This is a genomic window from Pseudomonas sp. CFSAN084952 (assembly GCF_009648855.1).
Lineage (GTDB): Bacteria > Pseudomonadota > Gammaproteobacteria > Pseudomonadales > Pseudomonadaceae > Aquipseudomonas > Aquipseudomonas paracarnis.
The window spans coordinates 3,834,029-3,850,206 of the sequence record NZ_CP045767.1; the positions used below are offsets into that span (position 1 = coordinate 3,834,029).

The 16,178-nt window shown below is 60.8% G+C and carries 10 protein-coding genes; 6 read left to right on the forward strand and 4 right to left on the reverse strand.

Annotated features, from left to right (window positions below):
* Positions 1-139: 139 nt before the first annotated feature.
* From xdhA to guaD, 4 genes are all read left to right on the forward strand, one after another.
* Positions 140-1,588, forward strand: coding sequence for a xanthine dehydrogenase small subunit (xdhA, locus tag GH769_RS17350; RefSeq protein WP_032903100.1), 1,449 nt, complete (start codon positions 140-142; stop codon positions 1,586-1,588).
* Positions 1,581-3,980 carry a xanthine dehydrogenase molybdopterin binding subunit gene (gene xdhB, locus GH769_RS17355; RefSeq protein WP_019820507.1) on the forward strand — a complete coding sequence of 800 codons (2,400 nt, stop codon included), beginning with the start codon at positions 1,581-1,583 and terminating at the stop codon, positions 3,978-3,980. The genes xdhA and xdhB overlap by 8 nt, the downstream gene beginning before the upstream one ends.
* Before the next feature lie 123 nt (positions 3,981-4,103).
* Complete coding sequence (xdhC, locus tag GH769_RS17360; RefSeq protein WP_014719467.1) at positions 4,104-4,943, forward strand: xanthine dehydrogenase accessory protein XdhC; 840 nt, start codon at positions 4,104-4,106, stop codon at positions 4,941-4,943.
* 12 nt (positions 4,944-4,955) lie between these two features.
* Complete coding sequence (guaD, locus tag GH769_RS17365; protein ID WP_014719468.1) at positions 4,956-6,260, forward strand: guanine deaminase; 1,305 nt, start codon at positions 4,956-4,958, stop codon at positions 6,258-6,260.
* A gap of 154 nt (positions 6,261-6,414) precedes the next feature.
* Here guaD and GH769_RS17370 read toward each other — a convergent pair whose 3' ends face one another.
* The gene (locus GH769_RS17370) at positions 6,415-7,179 is read right to left on the reverse strand and encodes a GntR family transcriptional regulator (protein ID WP_014719469.1); all 765 of its coding nucleotides are present in this window, start codon (positions 7,177-7,179) and stop codon (positions 6,415-6,417) included.
* Positions 7,180-7,401: 222 nt separating this feature from the next.
* Here GH769_RS17370 and GH769_RS17375 point away from each other — a divergent pair, with 222 nt between their 5' ends.
* On the forward strand, positions 7,402-8,592 hold the full coding sequence (locus GH769_RS17375) for a benzoate/H(+) symporter BenE family transporter (RefSeq protein ID WP_020302648.1): 1,191 nt from the start codon (positions 7,402-7,404) through the stop codon (positions 8,590-8,592).
* Between the two features lie 37 nt (positions 8,593-8,629).
* Here the strand turns inward: GH769_RS17375 and GH769_RS17380 are convergent, their stop codons facing one another.
* Positions 8,630-8,974, reverse strand: a complete 345-nt coding sequence (locus GH769_RS17380) for a YggL family protein (protein ID WP_003193255.1) — start codon at positions 8,972-8,974, stop codon at positions 8,630-8,632.
* 236 nt (positions 8,975-9,210) lie between these two features.
* Here GH769_RS17380 and dacB point away from each other — a divergent pair, with 236 nt between their 5' ends.
* Positions 9,211-10,671 carry a D-alanyl-D-alanine carboxypeptidase/D-alanyl-D-alanine-endopeptidase gene (gene dacB / locus GH769_RS17385; RefSeq protein WP_014719471.1) on the forward strand — a complete coding sequence of 487 codons (1,461 nt, stop codon included), beginning with the start codon at positions 9,211-9,213 and terminating at the stop codon, positions 10,669-10,671.
* Between the two features lie 129 nt (positions 10,672-10,800).
* Here dacB and GH769_RS17390 read toward each other — a convergent pair whose 3' ends face one another.
* Positions 10,801-13,185, reverse strand: coding sequence for a diguanylate cyclase (locus tag GH769_RS17390; protein ID WP_020302639.1), 2,385 nt, complete (start codon positions 13,183-13,185; stop codon positions 10,801-10,803).
* Positions 13,186-13,385: 200 nt separating this feature from the next.
* The gene (gene rlmKL, locus GH769_RS17395) at positions 13,386-15,650 is read right to left on the reverse strand and encodes a bifunctional 23S rRNA (guanine(2069)-N(7))-methyltransferase RlmK/23S rRNA (guanine(2445)-N(2))-methyltransferase RlmL (RefSeq protein ID WP_014719473.1); all 2,265 of its coding nucleotides are present in this window, start codon (positions 15,648-15,650) and stop codon (positions 13,386-13,388) included.
* Positions 15,651-16,178 lie beyond the last annotated feature (528 nt).

The window sequence follows — 16,178 nt, forward strand, 5'->3', positions numbered from 1 at the left end:
AGAAGACTGGACCATAATTGAAAGTGTTGCGACCGGATTTTCTTGACCCTTAGGTCAGAAAACCATTGACCGAAAAGTCAGACATGACTAGATTCGGCGCAAAGCGGTTAACAACAATAATGAGTCTGCGAGGCCTTCCGTGATCCAGTTTTTACTTAACCAGGAACTCCGTAGCGAGCACGCCCTGGACCCCAACCTGACCGTGCTCAACTATCTGCGCGAGCATGTGGGCAAACCCGGTACCAAGGAAGGCTGCGCCAGCGGCGACTGTGGCGCGTGCACCGTGGTGGTCGGCGAGCTGCACACCGACGAGCAAGGCGCCGAGCAGATTCGTTACCGCAGCCTCAATTCCTGCCTGACGTTCGTGTCGTCGCTGCACGGCAAACAACTGATCAGCGTTGAAGACCTCAAGCACAAGGGTCAACTGCACAGCGTGCAACAGGCCATGGTCGAGTGCCATGGCTCACAGTGCGGCTTTTGCACCCCGGGCTTCGTGATGTCGCTGTTTGCCCTGCAAAAGAACAGCGACGCCCCCGACAGCCACAAAGCCCATGAAGCCCTGGCCGGCAACCTGTGCCGCTGCACCGGTTATCGCCCGATTCTCGCCGCCGCCGAACAGGCCTGCTGCAACAAGCCCCAGGATCAATTCGACAGCCGCCAGGCTGAAACCATCGCCCGCCTCAAGGCTATCGCGCCGACCCAGACCGGCGAACTCAACAGTGGTGACAAGCGCTGCCTGGTGCCACTGACCGTTGCCGACCTGGCCGACCTCTATGACGCCTACCCACAAGCCCGGCTGCTGGCCGGCGGCACTGACCTGGCGCTGGAAGTCACCCAGTTCCACCGCACCCTGCCGGTGATGATCTACGTCGGCAACATTGAAGCCATGAAGCGCATGGAGCAGTTCGACGACCGCCTGGAAATCGGCGCGGCCACCGCCCTCTCCGACTGCTACGCCGCGCTGCACCATGAATACCCGGACTTCGGCGAACTGCTGCAACGCTTCGCCTCCCTGCAAATTCGCAACCAAGGCACCCTGGGCGGCAATATCGGCAACGCTTCGCCGATTGGTGACTCGCCGCCGCTGCTGATTGCCCTGGGCGCGCAGATCGTACTGTGCAAGGGCAACACCCGCCGCACCCTGGCGCTGGAAGACTATTTCATCGACTACCGCGTCACCGCGCGCCAGGACAGCGAGTTCATCGAGACCATCATCGTGCCCAAGGGCCACACGCTGTTCCGGGCCTACAAGGTGTCCAAGCGCCTGGACGACGATATTTCCGCCGTATGCGCAGCGTTCAACCTGAAGATCGACAACGGCGTGGTCAGCGAAGCGCGCGTTGCGTTCGGCGGCATGGCCGCCACGCCAAAACGCGCAACCCGCTGCGAGGCTGCGCTGGTAGGCGCCACTTGGAATGCGGCCACGGTAGAAAAAGCCTGCACCGCCCTGGCCGGCGACTTCACCCCACTGTCGGACTTCCGCGCCAGCAAGGAATACCGCCTGCTCAGCGCGCAGAACCTGCTGCGCAAATACTTCATCGAACTGCAAACGCCGCACATCGAGACTCGGGTGACCGCTTATGTCTAACCATCACGCCGTGGTAAAAACCCAGGCCGAACTTGCCGCACTGTTTGCCCAGGACCTCACCACCGGAGTCGGGCGCAGCGTCAAGCATGACAGCGCCGCCAAACACGTCAGCGGTGAAGCACAGTACATCGACGACCGCCTGGAATTTCCCAACCAGTTGCACCTGTATGCGCGCATGTCGGACCGCGCCCACGCCCGGATCATCAGCATCGACACCGCGCCCTGCTACGCCTTCGACGGCGTGCGCATTGCGATCACCCATGAAGACGTACCGGGCCTGAAAGACATCGGCCCGTTGATGCCCGGCGACCCACTGCTGGCCATCGACACCGTTCAGTTCGTCGGCCAGGTGGTGCTGGCCGTGGCCGCCCGCGACCTGGAGACCGCACGCAAGGCGGCAATGGCGGCAGTGATCGAATATGAAGACCTGGAGCCAGTGCTGGATGTGGTCGAGGCGTTTCGCAACAAGCACTTCGTGCTCGACAGCCACACCCACCAACGCGGCGACTCGGCCACTGCGCTGGCAAGCGCCAAGCATCGCATACAGGGCACCTTGCATATCGGCGGCCAGGAACACTTTTATCTCGAAACCCAGATCTCTTCGGTGATGCCCACCGAAGACGGCGGCATGATCGTCTACTGCTCCACGCAAAACCCCACCGAAGTGCAGAAGCTGGTGGCCGAAGTGCTGGATGTGTCGATGAACAAGATCGTGGTCGACATGCGCCGCATGGGCGGTGGTTTTGGCGGCAAGGAAACCCAGGCCGCCAGCCCGGCGTGCCTGTGCGCCGTGGTGGCGCGCCTCACTGGCCAGCCGACCAAGATGCGCCTGCCACGGGTCGAAGACATGCTGATGACCGGCAAGCGCCACCCCTTCTATATCGAATACGACGTAGGGTTTGACGACAACGGCCGACTGCACGGCATCAACCTGGAACTGGCGGGTAACTGCGGTTGTTCGCCGGACCTGTCCAACTCGATTGTCGACCGCGCTATGTTCCACGCCGACAACTCGTATTACCTGGGCGACGCCACGGTCAACGGCCATCGCTGCAAGACCAATACCGCCTCCAACACGGCCTATCGCGGCTTCGGCGGCCCGCAGGGCATGGTCGCCATCGAAGAGGTGATGGACGCCATCGCCCGCCATCTAGGCCAAGACCCGCTGGCCGTGCGCAAGGCCAACTACTACGGCAAGACCGAGCGCAACGTTACCCACTACTACCAGACCGTCGAGCACAACATGCTCGAAGAAATGACCGCCGAGCTTGAGGCCAGCAGCCAATACGCAGAGCGCCGCGAAGCGATCCGCCTGTACAACGCCCACAGCCCGATCCTGAAAAAAGGCCTGGCGCTGACCCCGGTGAAATTCGGTATTTCGTTCACCGCCAGTTTCCTCAACCAGGCCGGCGCGCTGATCCATATCTACACCGATGGCAGCATCCACCTGAACCACGGCGGCACCGAGATGGGCCAGGGCTTGAATACCAAGGTCGCGCAAGTCGTGGCCGAGGTATTCCAGGTAGAAATCGACCGCGTCCAGATCACCGCCACCAACACCGACAAGGTACCCAACACCTCGCCCACCGCTGCCTCCAGCGGCGCCGACCTGAACGGCAAGGCCGCGCAGAATGCGGCCGAAACCATCAAGCAGCGCCTGGTGGAATTTGCGGCGCGCAAGTACGACGTAAGCGAGGCGGACGTGGAGTTTCGCAACGGCCATGTGCGCGTGCGCGAGCAGATCCTGAGCTTCGAGGCGTTGATCCAGCAGGCGTATTTCGCCCAGGTATCGCTCTCCAGCACAGGTTTCTACAAAACCCCGAAAATCTTCTACGACCGCAGCCAGTCACGCGGGCGGCCGTTCTACTACTACGCGTTCGGCGCGGCCTGCTGCGAAGTGATCGTCGACACCCTGACCGGCGAATACAAAATGCTGCGCACCGACATCCTGCATGACGTGGGCGCCTCGCTGAACCCGGCCATCGACATCGGCCAGGTGGAAGGCGGCTTCATCCAGGGCATGGGCTGGCTGACCATGGAAGAGCTGGTATGGAACAACAAAGGCAAGCTGATGACCAACGGCCCGGCCAGCTACAAGATCCCGGCAGTGGCCGACATGCCGCTGGACCTGCGGGTGAAGCTGGTAGAGAACCGCAAGAACCCGGAAGACACGGTGTTCCATTCCAAGGCCGTGGGCGAGCCGCCGTTCATGCTGGGGATTGCGTCGTGGTGTGCGATCAAGGACGCGGTGGCGAGTTTGGCTGACTATCGCCAGCAGCCCAAGATCGATGCGCCGGCCACGCCCGAGCGGGTGTTGTGGGGGTGTGAGCAGATGCGGCAGTTGCGGGCGGCGAAGGCTGTCGAGGCTGACACTGAATTGGCTTCGCTCTAGACCCAGGCGCTGCCATCGCGGGCAAGCCCGGCTCCCACATTTTGAGGTGCTAACCCGATCAAATGTGGGAGCTGGCTTGCCTGCGATAGCGGCCGAACTAACAGCAGAAATGTTGAGGTAGACATGGACAACTGGATCAGCGCCCTCGCCACCCTGCACAACCAGGGCGAACCCTGCGTGCTCGTCACCATCATCGAGGAACTCGGCTCAACCCCGCGCAACGCCGGTTCCAAGATGGTCATCAGCGCCGCGCACACCTTCGACACCATCGGCGGCGGGCACCTGGAATACAAGGCGATGCAGATCGCCCGAGACATGTTGGTGCGCGGCCAGCAGAACACTCATCTGGAGCGCTTCAGCCTCGGCGCCAGCCTGGGCCAGTGCTGCGGTGGCGTCACCGTGCTGTTGTTCGAGCCCATGGGCCAGGCGCAGGCGCACATCGCCGTGTTTGGCGCCGGCCATGTCGGCCGTGCGTTGGTGCCATTGCTGGCAAGCCTGCCCTGCCGGGTGCGCTGGATCGATTCCCGCGAGCAGGAATTCCCGCAGCACATCCCCCAAGGCGTGCGTAAAATCGTCAGCGAAGAGCCGGTCGACGAAATTGCCGACTTGCCAGCAGGCAGTTACTGCATCGTCATGACCCACAACCACGCGCTGGACCTGGAACTGACTGCCGCCCTGCTCAAGCGCAACGACTTCGCCTACTTCGGCCTGATTGGCTCGAAAACCAAGCGGGTCAAATTCGAACACCGCCTGCGTGATCGCGGCTTTGACGCCGCGCAATTGCAACGCATGCGCTGCCCCATGGGCCTCCCCGAGGTCAAGGGCAAGCTCCCGGTGGAGATCGCCATCTCCATCGCCGGCGAAATCATTGCCACCTATAACGCCAATTTCGGCCAGCACCTTGCCGGCGCCGAACCTATTGCCAAACTGCTGCCGGCTTCACGCCGCAGCCAAGCTATCTAAATCGAGACGATCATGCCTTTGACTCGCAAAGCCTACCGTGCCGCCATCCTGCACAGCATCGCCGACCCTGCCGTGGTCGGGATCGAAGCCTCCTATGAATATTTCGAGGACGGCCTGCTGGTGATCGACAACGGCCAGATCAGCGCCCTTGGTCACGCCAGCGACCTGCTGCCGAGCCTGCCCGCCGATATCGACATCACCCATTACCAGGACGCGCTGATTACCCCTGGCTTGATCGACACCCATATCCACCTGCCACAGACCGGGATGGTCGGCGCCTATGGCGAGCAACTGCTGGACTGGCTCAACACCTACACCTTCCCTTGTGAAAGCCAGTTTGCCGACAAGGCTCACGCCGAAGAAGTCGCGGATATTTTCATCAAGGAGTTGCTGCGCAACGGCACCACCACAGCGCTGGTGTTCGGCAGCGTGCACCCGCAATCGGTGAATGCATTCTTTGAAGCGGCCGAGAAACTCGACCTGCGCATGATTGCCGGCAAGGTGATGATGGACCGCAACGCGCCTGATTACCTGACCGACACCGCCGAATCCGGCTACCAGGAAAGCAAGGCGCTGATCGAACGCTGGCACGGCAAGGGGCGCCTGCATTACGCGGTGACGCCACGCTTCGCCCCTACGAGTACGCCGGAGCAATTGACGCTGGCTGGTCAGTTGCTGGGCGAATACCCGGATTTGTACATGCAGACCCACATCAGCGAAAACAAGCAGGAAATCGAGTGGGTCAATGAGCTGTTCCCGGAGCGCAACGGCTACCTGGATGTCTACGACCACTACAAGCTGCTCGGCGAGCGCTCGGTGTTTGCCCACGGCGTACACCTGTGCGATGACGAATGCGCACGGCTGGCAGAGACCGGCTCGGCAGTCGCGTTCTGCCCGACGTCGAACTTCTTCCTCGGCAGTGGTCTGTTCAACCTGCCGATGGCCGAAAAACACAACTTGAACGTGGGCCTGGGCACCGACGTGGGCGGCGGCACCAGCTTCTCGCTGCTGCAAACCCTGAACGAAGCCTACAAGGTCATGCAACTGCAAGGTGCGCGGCTGAGCCCGTTCAAGTCGCTGTACCTGGCCACCCTGGGCGGCGCTCGAGCGCTGCGCCTGGAAGACAAGATCGGCACGTTGCAACCAGGCACCGATGCAGACTTCCTGGTGTTGGATTACAACGCCACGCCGCTGCTGAGCTATCGCCTGAAACAGGCCAATAACATTGCCGAGACGTTGTTTGTGCTGATGACGCTGGGGGATGATCGGACGGTGTTGCAGACCTATGCAGCTGGGCAGCTCGTTCACCAGCGCTGATCTCAGAGCCCCCCACAAAACCAATGTGGGAGGGGCTTGTGTGGGAGCCGGGCTTGCCCGCGATAGCATCACCGCGGTATGTCAGTTACACCGCGGTGATGCTATCGCAGGCAAGCCAGCTCCCACACAAGCCAGCTCCCACATTTGATTGGATTTACAACTTTACAGACGAACGCCCAGGTTTTTTAGTCTGTAAAAGGTGCGAAAACACCGCATGCAAATCATCCGACGCACTCTCTTCATCGAGGTTGAGCTTGCTGTCGATGTGATCCATGTGATGCATCATCAAGTTCACCGCCAACGTCGCATCCCGGGCTTCGATCGCGTCGATCAACTGGGTGTGCTCATCGTAGGAACAGTGCGAGCGGTTGCCGCTTTCATACTGGGCGATGATCAATGACGTCTGGGACACCAGGCTGCGCTGGAAGCTGATCAGCGGCGCGTTCTTCGCGGCTTCGGCCAGCTTCAAGTGGAATTCGCCGGAAAGACGGATACCGGCGCCACGGTCACCGCGCGAGAAGCTGTCGCGCTCGTCGTTGACCATCTGGCGCAACTCGGCCAACTGCTCGGCCGTGGCGTGCTGCACCGCCAATTCTGTGATCGCCCGCTCCACCAGGCGCCGGGCCATGAACACCTGGCGTGCTTCTTCGACGCTTGGGCTGGCAACCACCGCACCGCGATTGGGCCGCAGCAGTACCACGCTTTCATGGGCCAGGCGCGACAGCGCGCGGCGAATGATGGTGCGGCTCACGCCGAAGATCTCGCCCAGTGCCTCTTCACTCAATTTGGTTCCGGGCGCCAGGCGTTGTTCAAGGATCGCCTCGAAGATATGCGCATAGACGATATCGTCCTGGGTTCCGCTGCGACCGGCCTTGCCGGCTCGCGGTTGTTTCTTGAGAGGTTGCAACTGTTCGTTCATGGGCACTCGGGTTTGAGAACGGCGAATTAACGGTAATACGGCAACAGCGTGTCGCTGGCAAGTATCACCTAAAAACAGCGCACATTGTACACAACCCACTGCGCCAACACACTGTACGGCTGTTTGCGGGCTCGGCTGTATTGCAATGACTCGTTAAGTTTGAGTTTAGGCTTGAATCAGAGCCGCCAGCGGCAAATTCCCGGCAATAAGGAACACCTCTCCATGACCGACGCCACCCAAGCGCCCTTGCGCCCTCTGGCCGACACTTCTGCGTCGGCCGTCGTCGCCGGCTTTATCGCCATGATGACCGGCTACACCAGCTCCCTGGTGCTGATGTTCCAGGCCGGCCAGGCCGCCGGCTTGACCACGGCGCAGATTTCTTCGTGGATCTGGGCGATTTCCATCGGCATGGCGGTGTGCAGCATCGGCCTGTCCCTGCGCTATCGCACACCGATCACCATCGCCTGGTCCACCCCTGGCGCGGCGCTGCTGATCACCAGCCTGGGCGGCGTGAGCTATGGCGAGGCCATCGGTGCCTACATCACCTGCGCGGTACTGGTGACGCTCTGCGGGTTGACCGGCAGCTTTGAGAAACTGGTCAAGCGGATTCCGGCGTCACTGGCGGCGGCGTTGCTGGCGGGGATCCTGTTCAAGATCGGCAGCGAGATTTTCGTCGCCGCCCAGCATCGTACCGGGCTGGTGCTGGGGATGTTCTTCACCTACCTGATCATCAAGCGCCTGTCGCCGCGTTATGCCGTGCTGGCCGCCTTGCTCATCGGTACCGCCTTGTCAGGGCTGATGGGGCTGCTGGATTTCAGCGGTTTTCATCTGGAGGTGGCGACGCCTGTTTGGACGACGCCGCACTTCTCGCTGGCGGCGACCATCAGCATCGGCATTCCGCTGTTCGTGGTGGCCATGACCTCGCAGAACATGCCCGGCGTAGCCGTGCTGCGAGCCGACGGCTACACCGTGCCGGCGTCGCCGTTGATCACTGCCACTGGCCTGGCGTCATTGGTGCTGGCACCGTTCGGCTCCCACGGCATCAACCTGGCGGCGATCAGCGCCGCGATCTGCACCGGGCCGCACGCCCATGAAGACCGCAACAAGCGCTACACCGCTGCGGTGTGGTGTGGGGTGTTCTATGGGATTGCCGGGGTATTCGGCGCCACGCTGGCAGCATTGTTCGCAGCCCTTCCCAAGGAACTGGTGCTGTCGATTGCGGCGTTGGCGTTGTTTGGCTCGATCATCAATGGCTTGAGCATCGCCATGAATGAGCCGAAGGAACGGGAAGCGGCGCTGATTACCTTTATGGTCACGGCGTCAGGCTTGACGTTGTTTTCCATCGGTTCGGCGTTCTGGGGGATTGTGGCGGGGGTGTTGACGCTGCTGATTCTGAATTGGCGCAAGGCATAAAAAAACGGCGACCCTCAGGTCGCCGTTTTTTTCAGTATCACTTAGCCGCGTTGATCGGCTTTTCCGGATACCACACGTCCAGCAACGGGCTGACTTCAGCCTTGGTCAGCTCGGAACGGGTTTTCAGCCAGGCTTCCACGGCAGCACGCTGCTCTTCGGAGACCGAGCCACGCTTTTGCAGGCAAACCAGACCGTAGTCATCGCCGCCGACATAGCCCAGGCCATTGGCTTCCATGGCTTCTTTGATGAATGCTTCGAGGAAAGCGTCGATAGCTTCTTCACTCAGGCCTTCGTTGAAGTCCAGGTTCAGTTCGAAACCCAGCTCTTGAAATTCATCAACGCACAGTTTTTTGCGCAGACGCTGGGAACGGTTAGTCGCCATTGGAACAATCCTCATAAGTATTAACGGGCGGCACTTTAGCAGTTTAAGGCGGCAATTGCCCGACTCTCTGGGACCGACGGGCAAATGCGCGCAAAAAAACCATGATTAGCAGCTATCGTTCAGCTACACGTGGCGCCAGCTTGGGGCATAATGCCGACACTTTCGTGACCAATGAGGGATTTTCTTCCATACCCCTCGCCTTTTTCACCCTCCTCAGCAGTAGGGTTTTATTTCTTATGATCAAATCTTTGCGCTCAGTGTTACTTGCCAGTGTTGTCTTGCCCCTGGCCTTTTCCGTTTGCGCCGCTCCCGTCAATAACACCCTGCCACCCAGCGTTGCGCAGGCCTTGCAGAAGGCCAAGCTGCAAAATACCGCGCTGTCCCTGGTGATGCTGCCCCTGAACGGCCCTGGTACCCCTACGGTCTTCAACGCCGACGTCTCGGTGAACCCGGCTTCCACCATGAAGCTGGTCACCACTTATGCGGCCCTGGAAATGCTCGGCCCCAACCATCAGTGGAAGACCGAGTTCTACACCGATGGCACCCTCAGCGGCGGCGTGCTGCGTGGCAACCTGTACCTCAAGGGCGGCGGCGATCCCAAACTGAACATGGAAAAGCTCTGGTTGCTGATGCGCGACCTGCGTGCCAATGGCGTGCAGCAAGTCACTGGCGACCTGGTGCTAGACCGCAATTTCTTCAACCAGCCGCAATTGCCCGAGTTCAACGACGACGGCAACGATGAGAACAAGCCGTTCCTGGTCAAGCCCGACGCCTTGCTGGTCAACCTCAAGGCCCTGCGCTTCGTGACCCGCAATGATTCGGGGCGGGTGATCGTATCGGTCGAGCCGCCGATTGCCAGCATTCGCATCGACAACCAGGTGAAAGTCACCAACGCCAAGCAGTGCACCGGTGACGTGCGCTACAGCCCGGTGACCGCTGCCGACGGCAGCGTGACCGTGACCGTCAGCGGCCAACTGGGTGATGGCTGCAGCTCGCAGACTTACCTGTCGCTGCTCGACCACGCCACCTACACCGCAGGTGCTGTACGGGCGATCTGGAAGGAATTGGGCGGTACCATCCAGGGCCGTGACATCCAGGCTCCGGTGCCCAAGGATGCCAAGGTGCTGGCCCGCGCCTTCTCGCCGGACCTGGCGGAGATCATCCGCGACATCAATAAGTACAGTAACAACACCATGGCCCAGCAGTTGTTCCTGAGCCTGGGTGCGCAGTTTCGCAACGATGCCGATGGCGACGATGCCAAGGCCGCGCAACGCGTCGTGCGCCAGTGGCTGGCCAAGAAAGGCATCACCGCGCCGCACCTGGTGATGGAAAACGGCTCCGGCCTGTCCCGCGCCGAACGGGTCAGCGCCCGCGAGATGGCGGCCATGCTGCAAGCCGCGTGGAAAAGCCCTTATGCGGCGGAGTACATCAGCTCGATGCCGATCGCCGGCACCGACGGCACCATGCGTAAACGCCTGAAAACCACCGCCCTGCGCGGCGAAGCCCATGTGAAGACCGGCACCTTGAACACCGTGCGCGCCATTGCCGGTTACAGCCGCGACAACAATGGCAATACCTGGGCGGTGGTGGCGATTCTCAACGACTCCAAGCCTTGGGGAGCCTCGTCGGTGTTGGATCAGGTGCTGCTGGACCTGTATCGCCAGCCGAAGGCCGTTGCAGCCGCACCGGTTCTCTAAAGCACCACATCACCCTGTCTGATCGTTCCCACGCTCTGCGTGGGAATGCTGTTTTGGACGCTCTGCGTCCGCGCTCAAGGCGTGACGCGGAGCGTGTAAGGATGCATCCCACGCAGAGCGTGGGAACGATCATTCAAGCGTCAGGGCTTCCTCGACGCGATCCCTGCCCGCCTGCTTGGCCACGTACACCGCCGAATCAGCGCGCAGCAGCAAGCCATCGATACCTTCGTCGATCCGCCAACTGGCCACGCCGAAGCTGGCGGTAACCACCCCCACCGGCTCCATCGCCGCATCACGCAACGACTGCCACAACTGCATCGCCAGGCTGTAAGCCTGTGCGCCATCAGTGTTGGGGCACAGCACCACAAACTCTTCCCCACCCAGCCGGCAAAATACATCGGTACGGCGCAAGCGTTGGCCGATACGCTTGCACAACTCCTGCAACACGCCGTCGCCCACAGCATGGCCGTGCTGATCGTTGATGCGCTTGAAGTGGTCGATATCGAGCATGATCAACGACAGCGCGCCAGAGGTACGGTTGAGCCGGAGCATTTCGCCCTTGAGACGATCCTGGAAATAGCGCCGGTTATAGATCCCTGTCAGGGAGTCGGTAATGGACAGTGCGCGCAGTTCATCCTCGACCCGTTTGAGATCAGAAATATCCGATACATAACCGTGCCAAAGCGTACCGCCTCCCGGCAATTCTTCCGGCGTCGCTTCGCCGCGAATCCAGCGCAGGCCTCGCTGAGGTAATTGCACGCGGTACTCTTCGCGCCAATGGCTCAGTTGCAACGCAGAAAGGCGTATCGAGGCACGCACTCGCTCCAGGTCCAAAGGGTGAATGCGCTCCAGCACCTTGCCCGCATCCTGCTGCAGCACGCCCAGTTCGATTTCATAGATATCGCGCATGCCTTCGCTGGCATAGATGAAACGCCAATTGTCCTGTGGTTCCAAAGTGAACTGGAAGATTCCACCCGGTACATGGGCACTGAGTTTTTTCAGCAGGCGGTCGCGTACCGCAAGGGCCTCATAGGCGCGCTTTTGCTCGGTGACATCCAGGTAAATCGCCAAGTGCCCGACCCACAGGCCATGGTCATCCAAGAGCACGGTCGGCAACATGTTGACCGTCAGTTGGCTGCCATCCTTGCGCACCAGCGTCCACTCACGCCCTTCATGTTGACTGTCCGGGCTCTCCACCAGCATCGCCTGGCTCGCTGGAATGCGCTTGCCCAGCGCCCTGCTCAACGGCTCAGCGCGGGCGTCGAGTTCCGCGGCCACGTGCAGGCGGTCCAAGGTCATATGCCCCAGCACCTCCTCGGCCGTAAAGCCCAACATCTGTTCGGCACCGGCATTGAAGGTGTTGATCACACCGCGCAGGTCAGTGGCAATGATCGCCACTTGAGTCGCCGCATTCAGCACGCTGCGCAGTTGCCCATGGGCACCGCGCAACTCCTGCTCACGGGCACGCAATTGAACGGTGCGTTGCTCCACCAGTTTCAGTGCGCGCTGGCGCTGGCTGACCAGCATGTAAAGCAGCGCACTGAGCAAGGCGCTGAGCAACACGCCCATCGCCAGAATGGCGTGCATCGAAGAATGGTTGGCCTTGTCGAACACTTCGCTGGCGCTCAGGCTCAGGGCGTAGACATGATCGCCCAGGGTGAGGCGACGTGCAGCCGTCAAGCCACTGCTGCCCAAGGCGTTACTGGACGCGTACAACACCCGTTGCTGGGTGTCGGAGGTGTCTACGATCTGCATCACCAGGTTGTCCCGGTTGGGCCTGGGCAACCCCTCGGCCACCAGCTGGCGCATGCTGATCACCGCCATCACAAAGCCGTAAGGCTCGGCATCTGCGACTTTGCTCACGGGCGCCACCAACAACACGCCTGCCGCATAAGCGGGCTCCACACCCACCAATTGCATGGGCTGTGACACCGCCAACTGGCCGCTTTCTTGCGCACGCGCCAGCGCTGACCGGCGCAGGGGCTGGGCCAGCAGATCAAAGCCCAGCGGCGAGCCCAGCAAACTTTGGGTCTGGCTGTACAGCACCGGTACGTATTCATCGCGCTCGGCCGCGGGCGCCAACTCACCTGCAGTATTCAGTTCGCGGATACTGAAGGGAATGCCACGCTGGCGAGAAATGTCCTGCTCAAACAAGCTGCGCTGCGTACGAAATATCCGTGGTGCCCAGGCATAGGCACGGGCATGCAACAACAGCGGTTTGGCGAAACCGTCGAACTCGGCGCGGGATACCTCTGCGGAATTGACGAAGAAACGCTGCAGGCTGCCCAGGCGTTGTTCCTGATCTTCAAAACGTTCCTGGATGCGGCTGTAGCGTTCGTTGACCAGCAACTGGAACCGCTGGCGCACCTGCTGCTGATACAGGTCCGAAGCCGCCCACGCGACGACCACCGTCAGCGCGCTACCGACCAGTAACACCACCAATGCCACCAGCCAAGCCGATGCCTGCTCACTGATAAAACCAAGGATTTTCGGGCGAACGACTTGCATCGGCATAGGCAACACTCACAGCGCCAGTGTGCGGGGGTGTCACTTTGGCTAGGGCTTAAGTTATAGCCATCGGTCATGGGTTTGACCAGTGCAAAAACAATAGGAGCGAGCTTGCTCGCGAAGAACCTGAGAGCGCTGCGTTAAACCGGATACGCAGCGCTATCGTTGACGATCTTCGCGAGCAAGCTCGCTCCTACAGAGAAAAATCAGCGTGCGGTGATTTTCCAGGCGCGGTGGATCTTGGCATTGCGCGCAAAATCAGGGTCGATGGTCTTGTCGCTGATTTCCTCGACCGCATAGCGTTCGCTGAGGTTGTCTTCCAGCTGGAACTTGCGGAAGTTGTTGGAGAAGTACAGCACGCCACCCGGCGCCAGGCGTGCCATGGCCAGGTCGAGCAACTGCACATGGTCACGCTGCACGTCGAAGATGCCTTCCATGCGCTTGGAGTTGGAGAAGGTCGGCGGGTCGATGAAAATCATGTCGAATTCATCGCGGCTCGCTTCCAGCCACGCCATCACGTCACCCTGTTCCAGGCGGTTCTTGTCGGAGAAGCCGTTGAGGGAGAAATTGCGACGCGCCCAGTCCAGGTAGGTCTTGGACAGGTCGACGCTGGTGGTGCTGCGCGCGCCGCCCTTGGCAGCATGCACACTGGCTGTGGCGGTGTAGCAATACAGATTGAGGAAGCGCTTGCCCGCCGCTTCCTTCTGGATGCGCATGCGCATCGGGCGATGGTCGAGGAACAGGCCGGTGTCCAGGTAATCGGTGAGGTTGACCAGCAACTTAACGCCGCCTTCACTGACCTCGGTGAACTTGCCTTGGGCACTCTGACGCTCGTATTGCTTGGTGCCGCTCTGACGCTCACGACGCTTGACCACCACACGGCTCTTGTCGACGTTCAGTGCCTGGGGAATTGCCGCCAAGGCATCGAACATGCGGGCCGAGGCTTTTTCCGGGTCGATGGATTTTGGCGCCGCGTATTCCTGCACGTGCACCCAATCGTGGTACAGGTCGATCGCCATGGAGTACTCAGGCATGTCGGCGTCATACACACGGTAGCAATCCACCCCTTCGCGCTTGGCCCATTTGCCCAGCAGCTTGAGGTTCTTCTGCAGGCGGTTGGCAAACATCTGCCCGCCTTCGCTCAGGCGCGCCTGCTCCACCACGGGGGCCGGGGCGGGCTTGATCGGGTTGCCGTTCTTGTTGTACTGACGCTCTGCCGGCTCGCTCGGGGCCTGGTCGTAAGCCGCCTGCTCACGTTCGGCCTGGCGCTGTTCCGGGGTGCGGCGCTCGCCGGTGACGAACTGGTCCGGATTGACCTTGATCAGCAGCAACTTGCACGGCAATGCGCCGTTCCAGAACGAATATTGTTTGTGGCTACGGATACCCATGCGCTTGCCCAGGTCCGGCGCGCCGGTGAACACTGCGGCTTCCCAGCCCATACAGGCTTGGCGCAAGCGTTCGCCGAGGTTCTGATAGAGATACAACAGGCTGGCTTCGTCACCCAGGCGCTCACCGTAGGGTGGGTTGCAGATCACCAAACCTTTCTGATTCTGATCCGGGCGCGGCTCGAACGTGCCCACTTCGCCCTGGTACACCTTGATCCAGTGGCTCAGGCCGGCGCGTTCGATGTTGTTGCGTGCGGGCTGGATCAGGCGCGGGTCGGCTTCGTAGCCACGTACCCACAGCGGCGGCTTGTTCATGCCGATGGCCGCCCGCTCAGTCGCCTCGGTATGCAGCTTTTTCCACAACGCCGGGACGTGACCCAGCCACGTGGTGAAACCCCACAGCTCGCGGTTAAGGTTGGGGGCCATGTCGGCGGCGATCATTGCGCCTTCAACCAGGAAGGTGCCGACACCGCACATCGGGTCGGTCAGCGCGCCGCCTTCGGCGGCAATACGTGGCCAGCCGGCGCGAATCAGGATCGCCGCTGCCAGGTTTTCCTTCAGGGGTGCCGCGCCCTGCTGCAGGCGGTAGCCACGCTGATGCAGGCTGTGGCCGGAAAGGTCCAGGGACAGGATCGCTTCGCCACGGTCCAGGCGCAGGTGAATGCGCAGGTCAGGGTTAATCTTGTCGATGGACGGACGTTCGCCGGTCGGGGTGCGCAGTTTGTCGACGATCGCATCCTTGACCTTCAGCGCGCCGAAGTGGGTGTTGTCGATGCCCGAGCCGTGCCCGCTGAACTCTACCGCGAGGGTACCGTCGGGGACCATGTGGTCAGCCCACTCGATGTCCAGCACGCCGTGGTAAAGATCCTCGGCGTCTTTCATCGGGAAACGCTTGAGCACCAGCAACACGCGGTTGGCCAAGCGCGACCAGAGGCACAAGCGGTAGGCGGTTTCCATGTCGGCCATGCCGCGCACGGCCGAGGTGTGCTCGCGGGCTTCCTCAAGGCCAAGCCCGACGGCTTCCTCGATCAGCAGGCCTTCGAGGCCCTTGGGGCAGGTGAGGAAGAGTTCAAAACGGTCCGACATGGGGCATTCCAGGCTTTTCAGCAATAAGTGAACCGGCGACGCATCGCCGGTTCGGTTTTCAATCAAGCACTTTTCTCGAAGAGTGCTCGCGTGGCACGAATGTGCCGTTCCACCCCGTCTGGCGGGCTCTTGAGCCTTTATTGGCGAGGCAGAAGAAGAATGTTGCGCAACAAAAAGAAATATTCCGACCCTTCGTCGAATAATAACCGACTGCAATAGGCGGGCATTCTCACTAAGGAATTAAACCTTTCCTCTTTACAGGGCACATCATAGCTGGCTTTGCCCTATAAAAGGGGCGAATAACCAGCCCAGCTTATGGCTATAGCATCGTTATCGTTACGTGCTTATGACAAAACGATCATTGAATACATGTGACCTATTGGTTAGAACTCAACACAGGTTGGCGCCGTAACGGTGCCAACACATTGGCTCGCCACGCCGGCAGCGAGCCCACCAACGGCAGAAAAACTCTGCCCGGCCTTGGACAAGGCCGAAGGATATCTAGACAGTCAACAAGTGAGGGAAACA

Excerpts from the sequence above, each read along its gene's own strand:
- dacB (WP_014719471.1), top strand. The coding sequence starts at position 9,211 with ATGATCAAATCTTTGCGCTCAGTGTTACTTGCCAGTGTTGTCTTGCCC.
- GH769_RS17375 (WP_020302648.1), top strand. The coding sequence starts at position 7,402 with ATGACCGACGCCACCCAAGCGCCCTTGCGCCCTCTGGCCGACACTTCT.
- GH769_RS17380 (WP_003193255.1), bottom strand. The coding sequence starts at position 8,974 with ATGGCGACTAACCGTTCCCAGCGTCTGCGCAAAAAACTGTGCGTTGAT.
- xdhC (WP_014719467.1), top strand. The coding sequence starts at position 4,104 with ATGGACAACTGGATCAGCGCCCTCGCCACCCTGCACAACCAGGGCGAA.
- rlmKL (WP_014719473.1), bottom strand. The coding sequence starts at position 15,650 with ATGTCGGACCGTTTTGAACTCTTCCTCACCTGCCCCAAGGGCCTCGAA.
- GH769_RS17370 (WP_014719469.1), bottom strand. The coding sequence starts at position 7,179 with ATGAACGAACAGTTGCAACCTCTCAAGAAACAACCGCGAGCCGGCAAG.
- guaD (WP_014719468.1), top strand. The coding sequence starts at position 4,956 with ATGCCTTTGACTCGCAAAGCCTACCGTGCCGCCATCCTGCACAGCATC.
- xdhB (WP_019820507.1), top strand. The coding sequence starts at position 1,581 with ATGTCTAACCATCACGCCGTGGTAAAAACCCAGGCCGAACTTGCCGCA.
- GH769_RS17390 (WP_020302639.1), bottom strand. The coding sequence starts at position 13,185 with ATGCCGATGCAAGTCGTTCGCCCGAAAATCCTTGGTTTTATCAGTGAG.